General features: G+C 65.0%; 17 protein-coding genes and 4 pseudogenes. 10 read left to right on the top strand and 11 right to left on the bottom strand.

The features are described from left to right. Positions 1-34: 34 nt before the first annotated feature. From LN139_RS20805 to LN139_RS20785, 5 genes and pseudogenes are all read right to left on the bottom strand, one after another. Positions 35-619, bottom strand: a pseudogene (locus tag LN139_RS20805) (IS5 family transposase). A gap of 151 nt (positions 620-770) precedes the next feature. Beyond that, a pseudogene (locus tag LN139_RS20800) lies at positions 771-1714 on the bottom strand (phosphatidate cytidylyltransferase). After that, positions 1711-2310: a lysophospholipid acyltransferase family protein gene (locus LN139_RS20795; RefSeq protein ID WP_236356484.1), complete on the bottom strand. Its 600-nt coding sequence runs from the start codon at positions 2308-2310 to the stop codon at positions 1711-1713. The pseudogene LN139_RS20800 and the gene LN139_RS20795 overlap by 4 nt, the downstream one beginning before the upstream one ends. Next, a complete protein-coding gene (locus tag LN139_RS20790; protein WP_236356482.1) occupies positions 2297-2926 on the bottom strand; it encodes a CDP-alcohol phosphatidyltransferase family protein in 630 nt (209 codons plus the stop codon). Before LN139_RS20790 ends, LN139_RS20795 begins: the two co-directional genes overlap by 14 nt. Positions 2927-3130: 204 nt before the next feature. Beyond that, positions 3131-4390 carry an IS256 family transposase gene (locus LN139_RS20785; protein WP_236355438.1) on the bottom strand — a complete coding sequence of 420 codons (1260 nt, stop codon included), beginning with the start codon at positions 4388-4390 and terminating at the stop codon, positions 3131-3133. A gap of 261 nt (positions 4391-4651) precedes the next feature. Here LN139_RS20785 and LN139_RS20780 point away from each other — a divergent pair, with 261 nt between their 5' ends. From LN139_RS20780 to LN139_RS20755, 6 genes are all read left to right on the top strand, one after another. Beyond that, complete coding sequence (locus tag LN139_RS20780; RefSeq protein ID WP_236356481.1) at positions 4652-6580, top strand: protease modulator HflK; 1929 nt, start codon at positions 4652-4654, stop codon at positions 6578-6580. Between the two features lie 12 nt (positions 6581-6592). After that, positions 6593-7618 (top strand): protease modulator HflC, encoded by a 1026-nt coding sequence (gene hflC / locus LN139_RS20775; protein WP_236356479.1) that lies wholly within the window; start codon positions 6593-6595, stop codon positions 7616-7618. Beyond that, a complete protein-coding gene (locus tag LN139_RS20770) occupies positions 7615-8652 on the top strand; it encodes an SPFH domain-containing protein (protein ID WP_236356477.1) in 1038 nt (345 codons plus the stop codon). The genes hflC and LN139_RS20770 overlap by 4 nt, the downstream gene beginning before the upstream one ends. Continuing rightward, on the top strand, positions 8649-10544 hold the full coding sequence (locus LN139_RS20765; RefSeq protein WP_236356475.1) for a heavy metal translocating P-type ATPase: 1896 nt from the start codon (positions 8649-8651) through the stop codon (positions 10542-10544). Before LN139_RS20770 ends, LN139_RS20765 begins: the two co-directional genes overlap by 4 nt. Before the next feature lie 98 nt (positions 10545-10642). Further along, positions 10643-11296: a hypothetical protein gene (locus LN139_RS20760; RefSeq protein WP_236356474.1), complete on the top strand. Its 654-nt coding sequence runs from the start codon at positions 10643-10645 to the stop codon at positions 11294-11296. Position 11297: 1 nt separating this feature from the next. After that, a complete protein-coding gene (locus LN139_RS20755; protein WP_236356472.1) occupies positions 11298-11957 on the top strand; it encodes a hypothetical protein in 660 nt (219 codons plus the stop codon). Here the strand turns inward: LN139_RS20755 and LN139_RS20750 are convergent. The 4 genes and pseudogenes from LN139_RS20750 to LN139_RS20735 all read right to left on the bottom strand — a co-directional run bounded on the left by LN139_RS20750 (position 11918) and on the right by LN139_RS20735 (position 15933). After that, positions 11918-12970, bottom strand: coding sequence for a DUF1176 domain-containing protein (locus LN139_RS20750; protein ID WP_236356470.1), 1053 nt, complete (start codon positions 12968-12970; stop codon positions 11918-11920). The two genes, LN139_RS20755 and LN139_RS20750, sit on opposite strands and share 40 nt — an antisense overlap. A gap of 115 nt (positions 12971-13085) precedes the next feature. Next, positions 13086-14579: a YifB family Mg chelatase-like AAA ATPase gene (locus tag LN139_RS20745; RefSeq protein WP_236356468.1), complete on the bottom strand. Its 1494-nt coding sequence runs from the start codon at positions 14577-14579 to the stop codon at positions 13086-13088. A gap of 96 nt (positions 14580-14675) precedes the next feature. Then, positions 14676-15601: pseudogene (locus tag LN139_RS20740) on the bottom strand (LysR substrate-binding domain-containing protein). Positions 15602-15672: 71 nt separating this feature from the next. After that, on the bottom strand, positions 15673-15933 hold the full coding sequence (locus tag LN139_RS20735; RefSeq protein WP_236356464.1) for an accessory factor UbiK family protein: 261 nt from the start codon (positions 15931-15933) through the stop codon (positions 15673-15675). 413 nt (positions 15934-16346) lie between these two features. Here LN139_RS20735 and glnK point away from each other — a divergent pair, with 413 nt between their 5' ends. The 4 genes and pseudogenes from glnK to sutA all read left to right on the top strand — a co-directional run bounded on the left by glnK (position 16347) and on the right by sutA (position 19120). Next, complete coding sequence (glnK, locus tag LN139_RS20730; protein WP_097088114.1) at positions 16347-16685, top strand: P-II family nitrogen regulator; 339 nt, start codon at positions 16347-16349, stop codon at positions 16683-16685. A gap of 48 nt (positions 16686-16733) precedes the next feature. Next, positions 16734-18067 (top strand): annotated as a pseudogene (locus LN139_RS20725) (ammonium transporter). Between the two features lie 213 nt (positions 18068-18280). Beyond that, positions 18281-18703, top strand: a complete 423-nt coding sequence (locus tag LN139_RS20720) for a secondary thiamine-phosphate synthase enzyme YjbQ (protein WP_236356454.1) — start codon at positions 18281-18283, stop codon at positions 18701-18703. 78 nt (positions 18704-18781) lie between these two features. Further along, positions 18782-19120 carry a transcriptional regulator SutA gene (sutA, locus tag LN139_RS20715; protein WP_236356444.1) on the top strand — a complete coding sequence of 113 codons (339 nt, stop codon included), beginning with the start codon at positions 18782-18784 and terminating at the stop codon, positions 19118-19120. Positions 19121-19178: 58 nt separating this feature from the next. Here sutA and LN139_RS20710 read toward each other — a convergent pair whose 3' ends face one another. Together LN139_RS20710 and xerC are read right to left on the bottom strand one after the other, a co-directional pair. Beyond that, positions 19179-19880, bottom strand: coding sequence for an HAD family hydrolase (locus LN139_RS20710; RefSeq protein WP_236356442.1), 702 nt, complete (start codon positions 19878-19880; stop codon positions 19179-19181). After that, entirely contained in the window at positions 19877-20779 is a 903-nt protein-coding gene (xerC, locus tag LN139_RS20705; protein WP_236356440.1) for a tyrosine recombinase XerC, read from the bottom strand. Before xerC ends, LN139_RS20710 begins: the two co-directional genes overlap by 4 nt. Positions 20780-20781: the final 2 nt, after the last annotated feature.

Raw genomic sequence — 20781 nt, 5'->3', positions numbered from 1 at the left:
GACAACGCCATCTCTAGGCTCTGTACGAAACCAACTATTCTAAACACCGCAACGAGCACGCCAGCGAAACCATAGCGGCAAAGCTCTCTGCCAGCTTGTCATAGCGCGTACCAATTCTGCGGTTGTCTTTGAGCCAGCCGAACATCCGCTGTTGCCACCGGAGAGCAGAAAGCGAAGAGGAATGCCGTTAGCGTCGCACAGCATATGAATCTTGGTGGTGAAGCCTCCGCGGCTGCGGCCTAGAGCATGATCGGCGGGTTCGTCAGGCCCCCTTTTTACCCGCGCCGGAGGCCGAGCGGGAGGCACGTATGGCGGTTGAATCGATCATCCAGGTCTTCAGATCGATCCGGCCTTTTTCGTTGAGCTTCAGTTGCAGCCGTTTGAGCATCTGGCTGAAGACACGTTGGTTTCGCCAATCGCGAAAGCGCTGATAGACGCTTGACCAGGGCCCGAAATCCTCCGGCATGTCGCGCCATGGTGCTCCCGAACAGAGTACCCACAGGATGCCATTGAGCATCTGCCGATCATCACGACGGGGGCGACCTTTGCGCTGCGGACCTGTGAAAAGATCCGCTACCAAATCCCAAGCTTCATCCGAAATATCGTACCGACTGGCCATCAGAGGATTCCTTTCCCTGGATGGCGGGAGACTCTACGGCAACTGCTCTGCGGTGTGGGTTTGGCTGAGTTTCTGCCAATTACGTACAGAGCCTAGATCTTCTGATCAGGCTGCAGTAAGGCGAGGGCCCCCGCAAAAGAGCCCTCCACCCTCACGGACTAAAAAAATACCGCGTCACATGAAAAAACACCGGCGCCGCAAAGCAGATCGAATCCATCCGATCCAGCATCCCGCCGTGCCCCTTGATCATCGTCCCCCAGTCCTTCGCACTCAGGCTGCGCTTCATCGCCGACATCACCAGCCCACCGAGAAAGCCCATGGTCACGATCAGCAACGCCATGGTCAGCGACTGAACGAAGCTAAACGGCGTCATCCAGAACAGCCCACCGCCCACTAACGTCGCCGCCAGGCCTCCACCTACCAGGCCTTCTACGGTCTTGGAAGGGCTCACCGACGGCGCCACCTTGTGCTTGCCGAACAACTTGCCGAACACGTACTGCAGCACATCACTGATCTGCACCACGAAGATCAGATAGAACAGCAGCAAGGCGTTCTGGCCCTGATAGCCGGGCAGGTCGAGCAGCAACAGCGCGGGGGCGTGGCTGATGCAGTAGACGCTGATCATCACCCCCACTGAATCTTCGCGGTGCGCTCCATGAACTGGCTGGTGTCGCCGCTGAGCACGGCGATGGCCGGCAGCAGCAGGAAGGCATACACCGGGATCAGCAGGGTGAACATCGAGTACCAGTGCGTGCCGATCAGCCAGTACTGCGCCGGGATCAACACGAAGAACGCCGCGAACAAGGCGTAGTGGTCCGCAGGCCGGGTCGGCGCCAAGGTGATGAATTCACGTAGCGCGAACAGCGAGATGAAGCCGAACAGCACCAGCGTGGCGGTGGGGCCGATCCAGAACGACACCAGGAAGATGATGACCATCCACCACCAGGCGTTGATGCGCTCGTTGAGGTTCACGATCGTGGCGACCAGGCTTTCACGTTTGAGCGTGCGCGCCAGCACCCAGCCGGTGGCCGAGGCGATGGTCAGCAGCGCCAGCACGATGCCGACGAACCAGAGAAATTTGGACATCATGCTCATTGGGCCAACCTCACCACCGCCTCGCGGGCGCGTTCGAGAAACACCGCTTTGTCTTCACCGGGCAGCGCCGGGATCGGGTCGCCGATGCGGATGTTGCACAGGATCGGCAGCGGCACGCGCTTGCCCTTGGGCAGCGAGCGGTGGAAGTTCTGCAGGTACACCGGCACCAGCTCCACGTCAGGGAATTGCTGATGCAGGCGGAACAGCCCGCTCTTGAACGGCGCCGGCAGGGGCTGATCGCCGCGAGTGCCCTCCGGGAAGAGGATGATCGAATCACCCTGCGCCAGCGCCTCCACCACGGGCGCCAGCGCATCGCGCCCTGGCGGCCCGTGGCGCTCGATCAACACCGCGCGCAGGCCTTGGCCGGAGATGAAGCGCAGGAAGGCGTTCTTGCCCCAGTAATCGGCGGCGGCCACGGGGCGCGTGTGCCGGCGAGCGGCTTTGGGCAGGGCCGAGATGATCGCCAGCGTGTCCATGTGGCTGGAATGGTTGGCGAAGTAGATGCGCTGGCGGCCCAGCTGCGGCGGGCTCTGCCAGCGCGCAGTAATACCCAGCAGCAGGCGCAGCAGCGCCACCAGCAGTTCACTGAGCCACATGCTTGGCCTCCAGGTCGCGGCAAAGCGCGCGGGTGCGGGTAACACAGGTGAGTGCCGAGCCCAAGGCGATCAGCCAGAGCGCGGCCAGCAGCGCGTGATGGCTGCCCCATAGCGGGGTTTCGAATGCGTTGAGCACCATTGCGCCGGTCATCACTGCCATGCGCTGCTGCTTGGCGAAAGGGCCGAGAAAGCGCTGCGCCAGCCCGAGCGAACCACCGAATACGCGGATATAAGCCGTCAGCGCTGCCGCCAGGGCGGCGAACCAGCCCAGCGCGGGCCATGCGCAGGCGTAGCCCAGCGCGATCAGCAGCAGTGAATCGGCCACGCGGTCGGGGAATTCATTGAACAGCGCGCCCAGCGGTGATTGCTTGCCGCCGTCGATGGCCACCATGCCGTCGAACAGATTGCACAGCAGCCGGCCCTGGATGCCAATGATGCACAGCACCGAACCTGCGATGCCCTGGTCGAGCACGATCGCCACAGCGCCGAGTGCCGCGAAAGCGATGCTGATGAGCGAAATCTGGTTGGGGGAGATGCCGGTGCGGATGAGAAAGGCGGTGATGCTGTTCGCCCAACGCGACGAGCGTGCGCGTATAGGACGTCGATTGCTGTCCATGGTGATCCATCCTGGAAGGGGTGAGCCATGATAGCGGGTGTTTCAGAGAATGGGAGGGGGCAGTGCTAGCTCTTGCAATCTGAGCTGAGCCTTGGTGGGAGGCCGGCTGCGCCGGGCGACGTGTATCTGTCGCTCATCTTAAGCGGGACTGTCAGATTTTTTGTGTGCGGGCGGTTAACGCCCGTCACCTGACGGACAGTGAAATCACCAGGTTGGCCTGGTAAAGCGATCTTCATACAGGATCGCAAATTGATTCATCGCACTTTTCCAGTCATGCGCAGCCTTGCCCCAGTTGGCGGTGATGTTTCGCAGTCCCAGCCAGATCAGCTTGGTCGCCGCTTCGTCATTCGGGAAGTGCCCGCGCGTCTTGATGATCTTGCGCAACTGGGCGTTGATGCTCTCGATGGCGTTGGTGGTGTAGACCACCTTGCGTATTGCCTGCGGGAACACGAAGAACGGGATCACGCGATCCCAAGCCCGCCGCCACGCGGCAACAACCGTCGGATACTGCTTGCCCCAGGGCCCAGCCTCGAAGTCGTTCAATGCCTGCTCGGCGGCCTCGGCATTGAGTGCCTGATAAATCGGCTTCAGAGCTTTGGCCAGCCCTTTGCGTTTGTCCCAGGAGGCGTATTCAAGGCTATTGCGGATCAGGTGGACGATGCAGGTTTGCAGAGTCGTTTCAGGGTAAACAGCCGCCAGTGCTTCCGGCATGCCCCTGAGTCCGTCCGTGACGGCAATCAGCACATCCTCAACGCCTCGGTTGCGCAAGTCGTTGAACACTTTCAACCAAAACTTCGCACCCTCGGTGTTCTCGATCCAGATACCCAGAATGTCACGGGTGCCGTCCGGCAAAACGCCCAGCGCCAAGTAGATCGCCTTGTTGCGGACCACACCTTCATCGCGGATCTTCACCCGCAAGGCATCGAAGAAAATGACCGGATACATCGGCTCCAGAGGCCGCTGTTGCCATGCACCCACTTCTTCCATCACGGCGTCAGTAACAGAACTGATGAAGTCATGAGAGACGTCCGTGCCGTACTGCTCCAGCAGAAACGCACGGATCTCGCGTACCGTCATGCCACGGGCATACATGGCGATGATCTTGTCGTCGAACCCTGTGAAGCGGCGCTCATGCTTGGGAATCAGGATGGGCGCGAAACTGCCGTCGCGATCGCGGGGAATGTCCAGCTTGAGCGGGCCATCGTCAGTCAGCACTGTCTTGCCGCTGGTGCCGTTGCGCTGGTTATCGGTGCCTTCCGGGCGCGTCTCGCCGGACGCATAGCCCAAGTGATAGCCAAGCTCCGCACCCAGTGCGCGCTCGACCAACGCCTTCTTGAAGGCCATCGAGATGTCCTGGATCGCCTCAGCTGTCATCGGGCCTTTGACGAACTGTTCGACCAGGTCTTTGGGGATCTCTGGGAGGTCTTTTCTGGCCTTGCCGGCCGGGGTCTTTTTGCTTGGCATGTCATGCACCTTAAACGCATGTGATGCCCGAACACAAAATTACTGATAGTCCCTCTTAAGCACCAACCGACTGGGTGCTCGGACTAACCGCGTCGCTCGGCACAGCCGACCTCCCACGGGTTGAACATTCTGTTCGCTGATTTACATGCCCCCAAACCCTGAACCCTCCCTGAACCACCCTTTTTTCATCTCGCGCCCCACGACATTTTGACCCCCATCGTTATATCGTAACGGTAGATTGCGAAATGTTTCGGGGTGGGGATGGGTATCGATCTGCAAGCAGCGGCCACAGAGGTGCGCGAGCTGCCCAGCGTGCTGAGCGCGGCGGGGCAGGCGCGGGTGCTGTTGCGTTATGGCCTGGCATGCGCCGCGCTGGTAGCCGTGTTGCTGGCCTCGGCCACCTTCGCAGGCTTGTTCGCGGCCACCACGCTGTGGCCGACCGTGCTGTGCAACCTGGCCGCAAGCTTTCTGCTCGCAGGGGCGGCTGTACAGGCCGCCCGGGAGCCGGCACGCTGGCGTGCGGCGTTGCTCGCCACCGTGCCGGCCAAGGCTGAAGTAGCTGCCGAGGCCACTGGCTGGTACGAACGCACGCTGGATCGCATCAGCCGGGGCCTGCTCGGCAGCGCCCGGAGGCTGGGCCTGGCGTCGCTATGGCTGCTGGGCTGGAGCCTGTTGGCGATGCTGTGCATCCGCCTGCCTTGGGACCTTGCGATCCCCGGTGGCCAGGCCGGGATGGCTGGCAACATCGCCGTCGCCCTGAGCCTGTTGCTGGCGTTCGGCCTGCTGGTTGCCGAGCGCCACCTCACGCAGGCCAACCTCGCGCAATGGCCCGAAGCCAGGGCACTGGCGTTGATCTTGCGGGTGGCGCTGGCCGAGCTGCTGATCAATGCGCTCTGCCTGCTGTTCTACAGCCCCGACAACCTCTGGCCTGCGCGAGTGGCGACCCTCAGTGGCCTGCTGCCGGCGGCGGTTGCGTTGGAGCTGGCGGTGCGCGCGGTGCTGTCATGGTTCAGCCCGCGCCGGCCCAGCCTGGAACCGCCGATGCTGGCCGACAGCTTCGTTGCCGGGCTGCTGCGCTGGCCGCCGCGCCCGCTGCAGGCGCTGCAACAAGAGCTCAAAGGCCGCTTCGGTATCGACCTGCGGCAGATCTGGGCCTTCAACTACATGCGCCGCGCCGCGCTGCCGGTGTTTACCGTGGTGGCGCTGCTGGGCTGGGCACTCAGTGGCGTACGCCAGGTGCCACTGGACGGCCGGGGCGTGTACGAGCAGTTCGGCAACCCGCTGCGGGTGCTCGGCCCGGGCCTGCATGTGGGGCTGCCTTGGCCGCTGGGCCGAGTGATCCCGGTGGAAAACGGCACCGTTCACGAACTCGCCACCGGCCTGGAAGGTGCCGCCGCGCCCAGCGCCGCCACCGCAGACGGCCCCGCCCCGGTGAGCGCCGACCGCCTCTGGGACGCTACCCACGCGCGTGACAACACCCAGGTGATCGCCAGCAGCAGCGGCGCGCAGCAGAATTTCCAGGTGGTGAACATGGACGTGCGCTTCATCTACCGCATCGGCCTGAGCGACGCCGACGCCCTGGCTGCCACATACCACAGCGCCGACGTACCGCAACTGATCCGCGACACCGCCAGCCGGGTGCTGGTGCACAGCCTGGCCTCCAGCACCCTGGATGGCCTGCTGGGCGAGGATCGCCAAGGCCTGTCGCAACGCATCGGCGAGGCCGTGCAGGCAGACCTGCACAAACTCGGTAGCGGCGTGGAGGTGCTGGCCACGGTGGTGGAAGCCATTCACCCGCCGGCCGGTGCCGCCAACGCCTATCATGCCGTGCAGGCTGCGCAGATCAGCGCCCAGGCGCTGGTGGCTCGCGAGCGCGGCGCGGCCGCCGAACAGATGAGCCAAGCGCAGCTGGTAGCGTTCGACGTCAGCACCCAGGCCGAAGCCTCGGCCCGTGAGAACCACGCCGCCGCCCAGGCTGCCGACCGAACCTTCGAAGCCGAGCGCCAGGCGTATGCCAGCGCCGGCCAGGCGTTCATCTTCGAGCGCTACCTGGCGCAACTGAGCCTGGGCCTGGCCCAAGGCAAACTGCTGATACTCGATCACCGGCTCGGAGGCGGCAGCGCGCCGACCCTCGACCTGCGCACCTTCTTCGCCCCGGTGGACGCCACGCCACCGCGCGCCGTTCGTTAAGGAGTGGCTGACTTGAGCAACCCGACCCACACCCACGATGACCACCACGGCCATCATCACCATCACCACGGCCACCACCATCACCACCACGGTGCGCCAGAGCACGCCGGGCCCTGGCCCTGGGCCGGCTTTGCCGTGGCCTTCGTGCTGGTCGCGTTCGCGGCCATCGCCGCGAGCCTGGTGCAGGTACGCTCGGGCGAGGCCATGGTGGTGACGCGCTTCGGCAACCCGCAGCGGGTGCTGCTGGAGCCCGGCCTTGCCTGGCGCCTGCCCACGCCGCTGGAGGCAGCGGTGCCGGTGGACCTGCGCCTGCGCAGCACGTCGAGTGGCCTGCAGGACGTCGGCACCCGCGATGGCCTGCGCATCATCGTGCAGGCTTACGTGGCCTGGCAGGTGCCGGCCGACCAGAACGCTGTGCAGCGCTTCATGCGCGCGGTGCAGAACCAGCCCGATGAAGCCGCACGGCAGATCCGCACGTTTGTGGGCTCCGCGCTGGAAACCACCGCAGCAAGCTTCGACCTGGCCAGCCTGGTGAACACCGACGCCAGCCAGGTGCAGATCAACGCCTTCGAAACCCGCCTGCGCGACCAGATCGAAAAAGCCCTGTTCGACACCTACGGTGTGCGCGTGCTGCAAGTGGGCGTCGAGCGCCTGACCTTGCCTTCGGTAACCCTTAACGCCACGGTCGACCGCATGCGCGCCGAACGCGAAACCATCGCCACCGAGCGCACCGCCGAAGGCAAGCGCCAAGCCGCGCAGATTCGTTCGCAGGCCGAGCGCGATGCGCGGGTGATGGAGGCAGACGCCTCGGTGCAGGCCGCCGACATCCAGGCCCAGGCCAAAGTGCAAGCCGCGCAGATCTACGGCAAGGCCTACGCCAGCGCCCCGCAGCTGTACAACCTGCTGCGCTCGCTGGACACCCTCGGCACGATCATCACGCCCAGCAGCCGGCTGGTGCTGCGCACCGACGCTGCGCCGTTCCGGGCGCTGGTCGAAGGGCCAACGCCTGGCGATGGCAAGGCGCCTGTGCAGCCATGAGCCAGCTCAGCGAACGGGGCGTTGGCCCTTGGCACCAAGCGACGCGGCTGGCCTTCATCGGCCTGTATCTGGTGACGCTGCTGGCGGCGCTGGCCTGGCTGTTCTCCAACGTGCGCCAGGTGGCGCCGCAGGATCGTGCCGTGGTGCTGCGCTTTGGCGCCATCGAGCGGGTGGCCGGCGCCGGCCTGCTGATGGCCTGGCCGCAGCCGGTCGAACAAGTGGTTACCGTGCCGGGCCCCGAGCGCGTGCTGCAATTGCACGTGCAAGGCCTGCAACGTAGCAACGCGGCCCGCGACGCGGAGCTCAAAGCCAGCTACGTAACCCCGGTGAGTGATGCGCTGGCCGGTTCCGGTTACCTGCTCACGGGCGATGCCGGCGTGGTGCAGCTGGACCTGCAAGTGTTCTACCGAGTCACCGACCCGCGCGCCTGGGTGTTGCAGGGCGATCATGTGCTGCCAGCGCTGGACCGGGTGATTACCCGCAGCGCCATCGGCCTGGCTGCTGCGCGTGACCTGGATACCATCCTGGTGGCGCGCCCGGAGATGCTCAGCCAGGGCAACCAGGCCGCCGAGCGCCGTGAGCGCTTGCGCGCCGACCTGGTGCAAAGCGCCAACCAGCGCCTGCGCGAGCTGGAGGCCACTGGCCAGGGCCTGGGTGTGGAACTGGAGCGGGTGGACGTGCAGTCCAGCCTGCCGGCCGACGCGGTAAGCGCGTTCAATGCGGTGCTCACCGCCACGCAGGAGGCAGACAAGGCTTTGGCCACCGCCCGCAACGACGCACAAAAGACCCTGCAAGCCGCTACCCAGAAGGCTGACCGCCTGCTCGCCGTGGCCCACGCTCAAGCCAGCGAACAGGTGGCGCAGGCCCAGGCCGCCACGGCCACCATCACCGGCCTCGCCCGCAGTGATGACCCCGGCCTGGCGCTGCGCCTGTACCGCGAAAGGCTCCCGGCGATTCTCGGCAAGGCCGGCTCGGTCACCACCGTCGACCCCCGCGACGACAGCCGTTTGATCCTTCAGGGAGCCGACCGATGAGCGCCCACGTACACACAGCGCCCCTGCTCAGCCAGGGCGAGCAACGCCGCGCTGCGCGGCAACTGACCCTGGCCATGCTCGCACTCGGCCTGTTGCTGCTGGGCCTGGGCTGGCGCGCCTGGGCGGCTGACCAGGCTCAGGTCGGCGATTGCCTGCTGGGCCTGGCCTCGTTGCTGGTGGCGGTGCCGGTGCTGCGCTCGGCCTGGTTCAGCCTGCGCCACCCCAGCCTGCACGGCATCACCGATCAACTCATCGCCCTGGCGATGATCGGCGCCTGGGCCAGCGGCGACCTGCTCACCGCAGCCTTGCTGCCGATCATCATGATCTTCGGCCACGTGCTGGAGGAGCGCAGCGTGATCGGCTCGCAGCAGGCCATCGACGCCTTGGGCCAGCTGACGCGCAGCCAGGCCCGCCTGTTGGCCGATGGCGGCATCCGCGAAGTCGACAACAGCACCTTGCAGGCCGGCGACCAGGTCGAGGTGCGCGCTGGCGACCAGGTGCCCGCCGATGGGGTGGTGCGCAGTGGCCAGGCCAGCCTCGACACCGCAACGCTCACCGGCGAATCGGTGCCCCAGCGCGTGCGCGAGGGTGAAAGCGTACTGGCCGGCAGTATCAACCTCGACGGCTTGCTGCGCGTGGAAGTGACTCGCACCGGCAGCGATTCGACGCTGGGCAAGGTCATTGCCCTGATGCAGAGCGCCGAGCGCGCCAAGCCACCGATTACCCGCCTGCTGGAGCGCCACGCCGGGGCCTATCAGGTGCTGGTGCTGCTGGTGGCGGCGGTGACCTGGTTCGTGACCCAGGATGCCCAGGCCATGCTCGCCGTGCTGGTGGCCGCCTGCCCATGTGCGCTGGTGCTGTCGGCACCGGCCACTGCCATTGCCGGGGTCGCCGTGGCCGCGCGGCATGGCATTCTGATTCGTGGCTCGGCCTTCCTCGAAGAGTTGGCCGACCTCACCAGTGTGGTGCTCGACAAGACCGGCACGCTGACCCACGGCGCCCTGCGCCTGCAAGGCATCGACGCACAACAGGGCGACACCGCAGCGCTGCACCGCTTGGCCGCAAGCCTTGGCCACGCCAGCAGTCATCCGGTCAGCCGTGCGCTGGCGAGCCTGGTGCCTCACGAGCAGATGCTGGCGCTCGATGGTATCGAGGAGCGCCAGGGCCTCGGTGTGTTGGCCAGTACCGAGCAAGGTGTTGCCGCGCTGGGCCGCCCTGAATTGTTCGACGCCTTGGGCGTGGCGACCGCCCCGGTGCCCGATCATGACGGCCCTATCGCCGGGCTGGCGCTGGGCGGGCGTTTCCTCGGCTGGCTGTTGCTGGCCGACACGCCCAAGGCCGAGGCCGCGCAGGCACTGGCCGAGCTCACCGAACTGGGCCTGGGCCGGCAGCTGCTGCTGACGGGCGACCGCCAGAGCGTGGCCGACCGAGTGGCCGCGCAAGTGGGCATCCAGGCAGTGCAGGCGCAGGCGTTGCCCGAGGACAAGCTCAACCGCGTACTGGCAGAAATCGACCAAGGCTTTCGCCCGATGGTGGTGGGCGATGGCATCAACGATTCGCTGGCGCTCAAGGCCGGCGTGGTGGGTGTGGCCATGGGTGCCGGCGGTGCCGACATCGCCCTGGCGTCGGCCGACATCGTGCTGATCGGCAGCGACCTGCGCCGCCTCGGCACCTGCGTGCGGCTGAGCCGCCAGTGCCGGCGCACCTTGCACGCCAACGTCATCATCGGCATCGGCTGGACCATCGCTATCGTCGCCTTTGCGGCCTTCGGCTGGCTGGGCGCTGCCGGGGCGATGATCGCCGCGGTGTTGCACAACCTGAGCACCTTGCTGGTACTGGGCAATGCCGGGCGGCTGCTCAGGTTCGAGGAGCACCTGGGCGAGGGCTTGTGAGGCCGGCGGGCATTGTTGTGAGCATCGGCCTGGCATCTGCCGGGCCTGCGAGCGGGGCAGGATAATGACGGGTTTCCAGCCTACCCGAGGATGCCCCGATGACGACCCCGCAGCAGCCTGATCCACTTTCCAGCCTGGCCGGCACACTCAGTGCCGAGTACGACCAGTCGCGCGAAGCCCAGCGCCACCGTGTGATAGCCGAGCTCAAGCAAGTCGTGGAGCACGTACCGGAGCAGACCGAGCTGACCAATACTCGGCGCTTTCTGATAGTGGGCCCACTGCTGATTGCCTTCTCGCTGATCGGCGCGTTCCTGGGCGTACATCAGGGCAAAACCGGGTTGGTGATCTGTGGTGTGGTCCTGGCGCTGGTGTTCGCCTTCCTCACCTGGCAGCACCGCGATGCCGGCAAACACCCCTTCATGCGCCTGACCCGCCGCCAGCTGTTCCACGATGCCCTCAGCGGGCCGGTGGAATTGGCCGACGTGGTCGACATCGGTGTGCATGAAGGCGGCTGGTTACTGGTGCAGAACCTCGCCATCGACCCTGAGGTGGCCATGCCCACCCATCGCCCTGTGAAGGTGATGTTCGGCAACCAGGCCATGGCGCTGAAAAAGCCAGAACCGCACATCCTGATTCAGTCTGCCGGGCTGATGGCTCGCGGCCAGAAGCTCAAGCCTGAAGACGCAGGCGCCTTGCTCAACGCCTACGTACTGGCTGCTAAAGCGCAACGCCAGCTCGACACGCTGCGCTGAGATGGATGACCTGGAGCGGCAGGCGCATCTGCAAGCCCTGCAAACCGCCGCCGAAGGCCCGCAACACAGTTGCGAGCTGAGTGAACGCTGCCGAGTGCAGGCCTGTTTGCTGGGGCTCGCAGCAGGCGCGCCCTTGGTAATCGGCGCCTGGTTGCTCTGGGCCAACCAGGCGTTTGCGCATTCGATCCTGGTATGGGGGCCGGCCTTGCTGTTCATCGCAGCCGGTGGGGCCGGGCTGGCCATCGCGCGGGCACTGTGGCGGCGGCACGGCTGCGTGGTGCTGGCGCTCACGCCTGATACCCTGGCCTTCGCCAACTCTCCGGAGCCGGCTCAGTTGTACCAGTTCAGCGAGTTCGTTCTGGAGCAGAGTTACCTGCACACCACACTGGCGTTTACCGTGCATGCGCCCAAGGGCGCGCCACCGCTGAGCCCCCGTTGTTACAGGTCGCTGGCCGTGCCAGACGCCTGGCCCATCGCAGGCGGCCTTCAGATCAAGCTGTGGTATGTGCGCCTTACCCTCGACGGCGAACCGCTGAAGCACAGGCAAGTCGTCCAACTCATTTACAGCTATGTCGAAGCCGCCCAGGCCAGGCACACCCTGGCGTTGTTGTTTCCCGGCGTTCAGCGGCTTGGCGAAGTCCGCCACAGCACTGGCCAGTAGGCCTGGGCCAGGCCCATGCAGGCGCTCATCTGGCGGGCGTCTACCAAGGCGAAGCCACTGCCGTCGAAGCGCCAGCGGATCGAGGTGCCGCAACCGCCCATGCCCATCGCCATGAACTCGCTCGTGAGCTCGCCGCTGGCCGGGTCGAAGCGGAAATCGCCGCCCGGCATGTCGTCATCCACTGGCACTGGCTGAGGCAGCTCAATTCGCCGCGCCTGCTCGGGATGCGCCAGCGGCGTCTGGTAGAGGCTGTAGGTGCAGTTGTAAGCGGCGCAGCCGGTCTTGATCAGCACCAGTGCCTGGCTGGCGTTCAGGGCATAGGCCTGTGCTTGTGCAGGGCTGTCGTCGTCCAACGTTTGTTTCCAGTCCTCGCGGGTCGCGGCGATGGCCGCCTCGCCGATGCGCTGGGCGGTGGCTTCGCTCATTGGGGCCGGCGCTTGCCAGGTCGGCGGCTCAGGCGCTACTGGCGCCAAGGGCACACTGCTGGCAGGGTTGTCGCCTGGGCGGGCCAGTGCTGTTTGCGTGCCTACCCGGCCCTGCACGGCGTCCATCTGCAGCAAGGCGGCGCTCATCCCAGCCAATGAGGCGAATGCCTCTCCCTCCTGGGTGGGCAGCACCAGGTTGTGCCCATCGCGCAGCTCGCGGACGAGCGCCAGCGCCTGTGCGCCCGTAGCCGCGAATTGCTCGGGCACTTCACCCTCGTTGAGTTGGCCGGGGCCGAAGGTGGCCTTCAGCGGCTTGCCGTCCAGAGAAGGTGGGCCTTTGGCCGGGTTGCTGTCGAATACGCCGATGCGCAGCGCACCTTCAGGCCCGGCTTCACGGGTGATGCGCAGGCTGAAGGTAGCGTGGCCGGTGTCATCGCGCTGCTGCACGGCGCCGATGGCGGTGCAGGTGCGGGTGTTGTCGCAGCCGATCAGCCAATCCTTGTAGGTGGCGTACAGCGGTGGCTGGTCAGCGGCCAGGGCGGTGTTCGCAACCAGAGCGAGTAGCAGAGTAGGGGCGATGCGGTGCATGGGGCAGGCCTGTTGCAGGAAAACGCCGCTATTAGGGCAGGGCGGGGCGGGCTTGCCTATGGTTGCGGCCGGCGGGCACAAGTGAAGCTGCGATGCGCACAAGCTGGATAGATAACTAGCCCGCTGCCGGCCGGTATTGCAGGGCCTCGGCGACATGGGCGCGCGCAATCGAGGCTTCACCGTCCAGGTCTGCCAGCGTGCGGGCTACCTTCAGCAGGCGATGTGCTGCGCGCAGTGAAAGCGTCAGCCGTTCGCAGGCCGCCTCCAGCCATTGCTCGTCTGCCTGTTGTAACTGGCAGTGCTGGCGCAGGCCGGGCAAGTCGAGAAAGGCATTGGCGCAGCCCTGGCGTTGAAGTTGTAAATCCCGTGCGGCAGACACCCTCTCGGCAGCCTGGGCCGTGCTTTCGCCATCGCCCCGGACTGGGTTGAGGCTAGTGGTTTCTCGGGCCACGGTCAGGTGCAGGTCGATGCGGTCCAGTAGCGGGCCGGAGAGCTTGTTGCGGTAGCGCTCGATCTGGTCGGGGCTACAACGGCAGCGACCGGTGGTGTCGCCCAGGTAGCCGCAGGGGCAGGGGTTCATCGCAGCGACGAGCTGGAAGCGCGCAGGGAAGCGGGTTTTGTCGCGGGCGCGGGCGATGATGATCTCGCCAGACTCCAGCGGCTCACGCAGCACTTCAAGCACCTTGCGATCGAACTCGGGCAGTTCATCGAGAAACAGCACGCCGTGGTGGGCGAGGGTGATTTCCCCTGGCTGGGGCCGGCTGCCGCCCCCCACCAGCGCCGCGCCCGACGCCGAGTGGTGCGGGTGGCGAAACGGCCGCTGCGGCCAACTGCTCAAAGGTACGTAGCTGGTGACCGACTGGATGGCCGCCACTTCCAGCGCCTCGTGTTCGGCCAACGGTGGCAGCAGGCCCGGCAAGCGGCTGGCCAGCAAGGTTTTGCCGGTGCCCGGCGGGCCGCTGAACAGCAGGTTATGCGAGCCGGCCGCTGCCACGATCAGCGCGCGCTTGGCCGCTGGCTGGCCTTGTACCTCGTTCAGGTCAGGGTAAGGACGCGGCACCAGCAGTAGCCCGTCGGAGCGAAACAGCGGCAGCTCCTGCTTGCCATTGAAGTGTGCCACCAGCTCGATCAAGTGCTCACTGGCTAGCACCTTCAAACCATTGGCCAACGACGCTTCCTCGGCGTTCTCGCGCGGCACCACCAGCGTGCGCCCGGCGTCCCGCGCAGCCAGCGCTGCCGGCAGCACGCCTTGCACCGCACGAATGGCACCCGACAGCGCCAACTCGCCGAGGCATTCGATGTTGTCGAGCGCGGCAAGCGGAATCTGCCCGCTGCTGGCCAGGATGCCCAGAGCAATGGCCAGGTCGAAGCGCCCGCCATCCTTGGGCAGGTCGGCCGGGGCCAGGTTGAGCGTGATGCGCTGCGCCGGAAAGGACAGCCCCGCGTTGATGATCGCGCTGCGTACACGGTCCTTGCTTTCCTTGACCGAGGTTTCCGGCAGGCCTACCAATGTGAGAGACGGCAGCCCGTTGGAGAGGTGCGCTTCGACCAGCACCGAAGGGGCACTGACACCGACCTGGGCGCGGCTGTGGGCGATGGCGAGGGGCATCCGTGCCTCCTTGGGTAACCGTTGAGCGGTGCAACGGTAGCCGGGAAGGGGCAGGGCTGCCGGGGTGGAGTGTCAGGGGATGTTTCCCTGCCAATATCAAGGTAGAGGCAAGCCATCCTTTCGGTCTCCCATATAAAACTCCAACCTAGACCGCAACCACCGCTCTGCCGGGTCACTGTCGGTAATGCTCAGCCACACCATCGACAACTCCAGCGCCGGCGTGTCGAACGGCAGCGGCTCCACATACAGGTTGCCCCAGCCCAGCATCGCTGTGGCGGCGTAATCGGGGCAACCGGCGAGCAGGTCGGTGCCCGCGAGAATGGCCGGCAGCGAGCTGAACTGCGGCACTGACAGCACCACATGGCGGGAGCGACCGATCTCATCGAGCCACTCATCGGCGATGCCGCGCGTATTGGCTGTGTGCGACACCAGCACATGGGGCCGGGAGCAGTACTCATCGAGGGTCAGCGGGGCATCGGAAGGGTCGGCGCGCAGCACCCGTGCGTACATGCGCCGCAGCGATTTGCGCTTGGCATTGGCCGGCAGGCCTCGGGTTTGCGAGATGCCTACGGTGATGTCACCTGAAGCCAGTAAATCGGGGATGCGCCAGTAATCCACGTGTTGCACCACCACTACCACGTTCGGCGCCTCGGCGCGCAAGGCTCGCAGCAGTGGCGGCAGCAGGCCGAACTCCACATCGTCCGACAGGCCGATGCGAAAGGTCATGGTGCTTTGAAGCGGCTCGAAGTCGTGCGAAAGGCTGAGCGCGACGGACATGGCGTCCAGCGCGGGGACAGGTGCTTGATGATTTCCCCGGCCCGCGCAGTGGGCTCCATGCGGTGCCCGACTCTCACGAACAGTGGATCGTTGAAGAGGTTGCGCAGCCGGTTGAGCGCAGCGCTCACCGTAGGCTGGCCAAGAAAGAGTTTTTCCGCGACGCGGGTGACGTTGCGCTCCTGCATCAGGGTTTCGAACACCACCATCAGGTTGATGTCGGCCTTGCGCAACTCGTTGCGGTTCATCCTGGCTCCGGTAAACACCCTGTAACAACTCGGAGTGTAGGGAGCGGGCAGGCCGCCCGTCCAGCGCGCCTTCAGTCTGGGCGCTGCGCCTGCGCGGCTTCTAGCTCAGCCAGGCGAGCTTCGAGTGCCTCGACCTTGGCCCGGGTACGTGCGAGAACTGCCATCTGGCTGTCGAATTCGTCGCGGCTGACCAGTTCGAGCTTGTTGAATGCGCTCTGCAAGAGTGCGTGCAACTGGCTCTCGATTTCAGCGCGTGGGGCGCTGGCATCGCCACCGATCAGGCGGGCGGCCTGGCCTGCAAGAGAGTCCAGAAAAGCTTTAGGGGCAAGCATGGTCGATGTCCTCCAAGTCGAGCGGCGCAGTCTAGCATGGGTGGAGTGCACTGCCGGAACGCGGGCGTGCTGCACCCTTTTCGAGCAATCGGATGAGGCGGCGCGCACCAGCGTTGTGCGCTCGTGGTAAGTGGTGCGTTATCCACAGGGCACGGAAACGGGCCAAATGGCCTTGAACCGTGGTTTTGGAGGAAGTGGCAAGCTTTCTGCTTATGCCTGCACGACCCTGCACTGAAGCAGCCTCACAAGGTAAGGCAGTGCGCAGGCGGAGCGGGCACTGTTTCGTCAGGAGCGGTCGCTGGCAAAGGCTCCAGGGTTGGAGCCGCTTAAGCGTTACAAAGCCAGGCACTGCGCTTAGACTTGAGCCGGGTTTGTTTTCCTGGGGCAAGTCCACCAATTCGGGAGAGAGTTTCATGAAGCTAGTCACTGCCATCATCAAGCCGTTCAAGCTCGACGACGTTCGCGAGTCGCTGTCTGAAATCGGCGTGCAGGGCATCACCGTTACCGAAGTCAAAGGCTTCGGTCGCCAGAAGGGCCATACCGAGCTGTATCGCGGCGCAGAGTACGTGGTCGACTTCCTGCCCAAGGTGAAAATCGACGTTGCCATTGGCGATGACCAGCTCGATCGTGTGATCGAAGCCATCACCAAGGCGGCCAACACCGGCAAGATCGGCGACGGCAAGATCTTCGTGGTGCCGTTGGAACAGGCGATCCGAATCCGTACCGGCGAAATCGGTACCGACGCGATCTGACCTCGACCGCCGACACACACAACTAAAAAAGCCCCAGGAGTAAACAACATGACTCTGCGTCGATTCGCAGGGCTAGGCGCCCTGTTGTCTGCAGTTCTACCAGGCATCGCCCTGGCCGATGAGGCCGCGGCACCGGTGCTCAATTCCGGCGACACCGCCTGGATGCTCACTTCCACCGCGCTCGTGCTGTTCATGACGATCCCGGGGCTGGCGCTGTTCTACGGCGGCATGGTGCGTTCCAAGAACATTCTTTCGGTGATGATGCAGTGCTTCGCTATCACCGGCCTGATCTCGATCCTGTGGTTCGTCTACGGCTATTCGATGGCCTTCGACACGACCGGCATGGAACAGGGTGTGATCAACTTCAACTCCTTCGTTGGCGGCATGGCCAAGGCCTTCCTGCAGGGCGTGACTCCCGCAAGCATCACCGGCCCGGCGGCCTTGTTCCCGGAAGCGGTGTTCGTCACCTTCCAGATGACCTTCGCGATCATCACCCCGGCGCTGATCGTTGGCGCTTTCGCCGAACGCATGAAGTTCTCCGCGATGCTGGTGTTCATGGGCGTGTGGTTCACCCTCGTCTACGCACCGATTGCGCACATGGTGTGGGCGGCAATGGTGGCCTGCTGTGGGACTGGGGCGTGCTGGACTTCGCCGGTGGTACCGTGGTGCACATCAACGCCGGTATCGCAGGCCTGGTGGCATGCCTGGTGCTGGGCAAGCGCAAAGGCTACCCAACCACCCCGATGGCGCCTCACAACCTGGGTTACACCCTGATCGGCGCGGCCATGCTGTGGGTCGGCTGGTTCGGCTTCAACGCAGGCTCCGCCGCAGCCGCCAACGGCACTGCCGGTATGGCCATGCTGGTTACCCAGATCGCCACTGCCGCTGCTGCACTGGGCTGGATGTTCGCCGAGTGGATCGCCCACGGTAAACCCAGCGCACTGGGCATCGCCTCTGGTGTGGTTGCAGGCCTCGTCGCCATCACCCCGGCCGCGGGTACCGTAGGCCCGGTGGGCGCCCTGGTGATCGGCCTGGCGGCGGGCGTTGTGTGCTTCTTCTGCGCAACCACCCTAAAGCGCAAGCTGGGCTACGACGACTCCCTCGACGCTTTCGGTGTACACGGCATCGGCGGCATCCTCGGCGCGCTGCTCACTGGCGTGTTCGCAGCACCTTCGATGGGTGGCTTCGGCACTGTCACCGACGTTGCCGCGCAACTGTGGGTACAAGCCAAAGGCGTCGGGTTCACCGTGATCTACACCGCTATCGTCACCTTCGTGATCCTGAAGGTGCTGGATGTGGTGATGGGCCTGCGCGTCAATGAAGAAGACGAATCGGTCGGCCTGGACTTGTCCGAGCACAACGAGCGCGGTTACAACCTGTAATCAACCGTTTGCGAAAAAATGCCCGGCTCGCCGGGCATTTTTTTGTCTGCGATGTGTCGATGAGGTTATACGCAGGTGCCCTGGAAGGCCCACATGGCAAGGGTTGCGCCGGTTTTCAAGTGCATCGCCTCTGTAGGATTTTTTGCCGTGCGTTCAAGCACTTTGCTTTTTTCACAGCGCGCTAGAATGCGCCCCGAGTAATGGGAGAAAGCCATGTGGCAACAAGCGACGATTACCCTGAAACCTCGGCCTCGGGGCTTTCATCTGGTAACCGACGAATTGCTTGCGGGCATGCCTGAACTGTCGCGCTGCCGTGTCGGTCTGCTACATCTGTGGCTGCAACACACCTCGGCCTCACTGACGGTGAACGAAAACGCCGACCCGGCAGTGCGCCGCGATTTCGAGCGTTTCTTCAACCGCCTGGTGCCGCAGGGCCAGCCCGGTTACGAGCACAACGACGAAGGCGACGATGATCTCCCGGCGCATTTCAAGGCCAGCTTGCTGGGCTGCCAACTCACGTTGCCGGTACGCGACGGGCGCTTGGCAGTAGGCACCTGGCAAGGGGTTTACCTGGGTGAGCACCGCGACCACGGTGGCGCCCGGCGGGTGATCGCGACCCTCAACGGCGAGGGGTAGGTTTTCTAAACTGGCAGGCTTCATCCGGGCCTGCCTGGGCTATAAACACTCAGCTTTGGCGATTCATGAGGTAGGACAATGAGCGACGACGATCTGGAACAAGATGATCTGGAAGTAGGTGACGAGGACGATAGCGAGGAAGGTGGCCTGGAGGCTGGCTCCGAGGACGTCCCGGCTGAGGACGACAGCAGCGAAGAGGGCGATGCACCCGCGCCTGCGAGCGGCAAGGGCAAGAAAGCCCAGGTCGCTGTAGACGAAATGCCGAGCCTTGAGGCCAAGCAAAAGGACCGTGACGCGCTGGCTCGCGCCATGGAAGAGTTCCTGGCGCGTGGTGGCAAGGTGCAGGAGGTCGAGCCCAACGTGGTTTCCGACCCACCCAAAAAGCCCGACAACAAATACGGCAGCCGCCCTATCTGAGGCGCCTTGCTGGCCTGAACGAGCCCGTCGTCGTCGCGGGCTTTTTCTTGGCCGGCGTTCAGCCCTGTTGCCAGCGCTCCAGCAATGCCGGCAGCTCGGCCAGGCTGGCGATCTGCGCATCGGGCAGTGTGCCGGCTTCCCAGGGCAACTGCCGCGGGTTGTACCACACCGCACGCAGGCCGGCCTGCTGGGCACCGGCGATGTCATCGCTAGGGTTATCGCCCACATGCACCGCGTGCTCGGCGCGGGTGCCGGCGCGGCGCAGCGCCTCTTCGAATGGAGCCGGGTCTGGTTTGCCAATGCCCACATCTTCGGCACACAGCGCGAAACTGAAATAATCTGCAACGCCCAGGCGGCGCACATCTGCATTGCCGTTGGTGAGTGCGGCCAACTTGTAACGGTTGGCGAGCATTTCAAGCGTCGGGTGCACCTCGGGGAAGAAATCCACCTGGTGGCGCGCATGCAGGAAAGCTTCGAAGGCACGTTCGGCCAGCGCCTTGGCCTCCGGTTCCGGATAGCCTGCCTCAAGCAAGCCGTGGAACAGCACGCGCCGGCGCAATTCGCTGATGCGGTGCTTCAGCCCCGGCTCTGTACCTACCAGCCGTTGCCGGATCGCAAACAGCTCCTCCGGAGGAAAAGCACCGATCCGTGGCGCGTGCTCGGCAAGCCAATGGCGCAGTACCAGCTCGGCGTTCCCGATCACCGGGGCGGTATCCCACAGGGTGTCGTCCAGGTCGAACGTGACCAGCTCGATGTTCATCCTTCTTTCTCCTTGGTGCCGCGGCGTGCCCTGGGGTGGGCCTTGTCGTAGACCGAGGCCAGGTGCTGGAAGTCCAGATGGGTGTAGATCTGTGTGGTGGTGATGTCGGCGTGGCCGAGCATTTCCTGGACCGCTCGCAGGTCCTGCGAGGACTCCAGCAGGTGGCTGGCAAAGGAGTGGCGCAGCATGTGCGGATGCAGGTGCTGGCCCAGTTCGCTGGCCCCGGCCTTTTGCAGCATCACCTGAATGGCGCGTGGGCCAAGGCGGCGGCCCTGCTGGCTGACGAACAACGCTGCGTCCGTTGGCCTGGCCGTACTGCGATAGGGCAACCATTGGCGGATCGCTTCCTGAGCCTTGCGCCCCACCGGCACCACCCGCTGTTTGCTGCCTTTGCCGAGTACCTGTACCAGGCCGGCATTGAGATCCAGCGCGTCAACGTCCAGCCCGGACAGCTCGGACAAGCGCAGCCCCGAGGAGTAGAACAGTTCGAGCACGGCGTGATTGCGCCGGCCCAGGAAGTCTTCCTCGACCGCACCGTCGAGCAATTGCTGGGCCCGATCGGTGTCGAGCACCTTGGGCAGCTTGCGTTCGGCCTTCGGCGCGCTCAGGCCGATTGCCGGGTTGTGATCGCACAGCCCCTCGCGGTTCAGCCAGCGGTACAGGCTGCGCACCGAAGAGAGCAGCCGCGCCAGGCTTCGTGGCGCCTGGCCGTGCTGGTGCAGCCTGGCGACCAGCCGCCGCAACTGCGCGGTGGTCAGTTGTTGCCACTGCAGCACGCCAGCGGGTTCGCACAGGGTGATCAGCTTGCCCAGGTCGCGGCCATAGGCGCCCACCGTGCTGGGCGAGCTTTGCCGCTCGGTGCGCAGGTAGTTGCAATAGGCATCCAGCTGCGCCTGCATGC

The organism is Pseudomonas sp. KNUC1026, from assembly GCF_021650705.1.
Lineage (GTDB): Bacteria > Pseudomonadota > Gammaproteobacteria > Pseudomonadales > Pseudomonadaceae > Aquipseudomonas.
This window is presented reverse-complemented; position numbering and strand designations above follow the sequence as displayed.

Coding starts and splice junctions, on each gene's coding strand:
- LN139_RS20720 (WP_236356454.1), top strand. CDS start 18,281: ATGTGGCAACAAGCGACGATTACCCTGAAACCTCGGCCTCGGGGCTTT.
- glnK (WP_097088114.1), top strand. CDS start 16,347: ATGAAGCTAGTCACTGCCATCATCAAGCCGTTCAAGCTCGACGACGTT.
- LN139_RS20785 (WP_236355438.1), bottom strand. CDS start 4,390: ATGCCAAGCAAAAAGACCCCGGCCGGCAAGGCCAGAAAAGACCTCCCA.
- sutA (WP_236356444.1), top strand. CDS start 18,782: ATGAGCGACGACGATCTGGAACAAGATGATCTGGAAGTAGGTGACGAG.
- LN139_RS20770 (WP_236356477.1), top strand. CDS start 7,615: ATGAGCCAGCTCAGCGAACGGGGCGTTGGCCCTTGGCACCAAGCGACG.
- LN139_RS20780 (WP_236356481.1), top strand. CDS start 4,652: ATGGGTATCGATCTGCAAGCAGCGGCCACAGAGGTGCGCGAGCTGCCC.
- LN139_RS20795 (WP_236356484.1), bottom strand. CDS start 2,310: ATGTGGCTCAGTGAACTGCTGGTGGCGCTGCTGCGCCTGCTGCTGGGT.
- LN139_RS20755 (WP_236356472.1), top strand. CDS start 11,298: ATGGATGACCTGGAGCGGCAGGCGCATCTGCAAGCCCTGCAAACCGCC.
- LN139_RS20760 (WP_236356474.1), top strand. CDS start 10,643: ATGACGACCCCGCAGCAGCCTGATCCACTTTCCAGCCTGGCCGGCACA.
- LN139_RS20735 (WP_236356464.1), bottom strand. CDS start 15,933: ATGCTTGCCCCTAAAGCTTTTCTGGACTCTCTTGCAGGCCAGGCCGCC.
- LN139_RS20790 (WP_236356482.1), bottom strand. CDS start 2,926: ATGGACAGCAATCGACGTCCTATACGCGCACGCTCGTCGCGTTGGGCG.
- LN139_RS20710 (WP_236356442.1), bottom strand. CDS start 19,880: ATGAACATCGAGCTGGTCACGTTCGACCTGGACGACACCCTGTGGGAT.
- LN139_RS20750 (WP_236356470.1), bottom strand. CDS start 12,970: ATGCACCGCATCGCCCCTACTCTGCTACTCGCTCTGGTTGCGAACACC.
- LN139_RS20745 (WP_236356468.1), bottom strand. CDS start 14,579: ATGCCCCTCGCCATCGCCCACAGCCGCGCCCAGGTCGGTGTCAGTGCC.
- xerC (WP_236356440.1), bottom strand. CDS start 20,779: ATGCAGGCGCAGCTGGATGCCTATTGCAACTACCTGCGCACCGAGCGG.
- LN139_RS20765 (WP_236356475.1), top strand. CDS start 8,649: ATGAGCGCCCACGTACACACAGCGCCCCTGCTCAGCCAGGGCGAGCAA.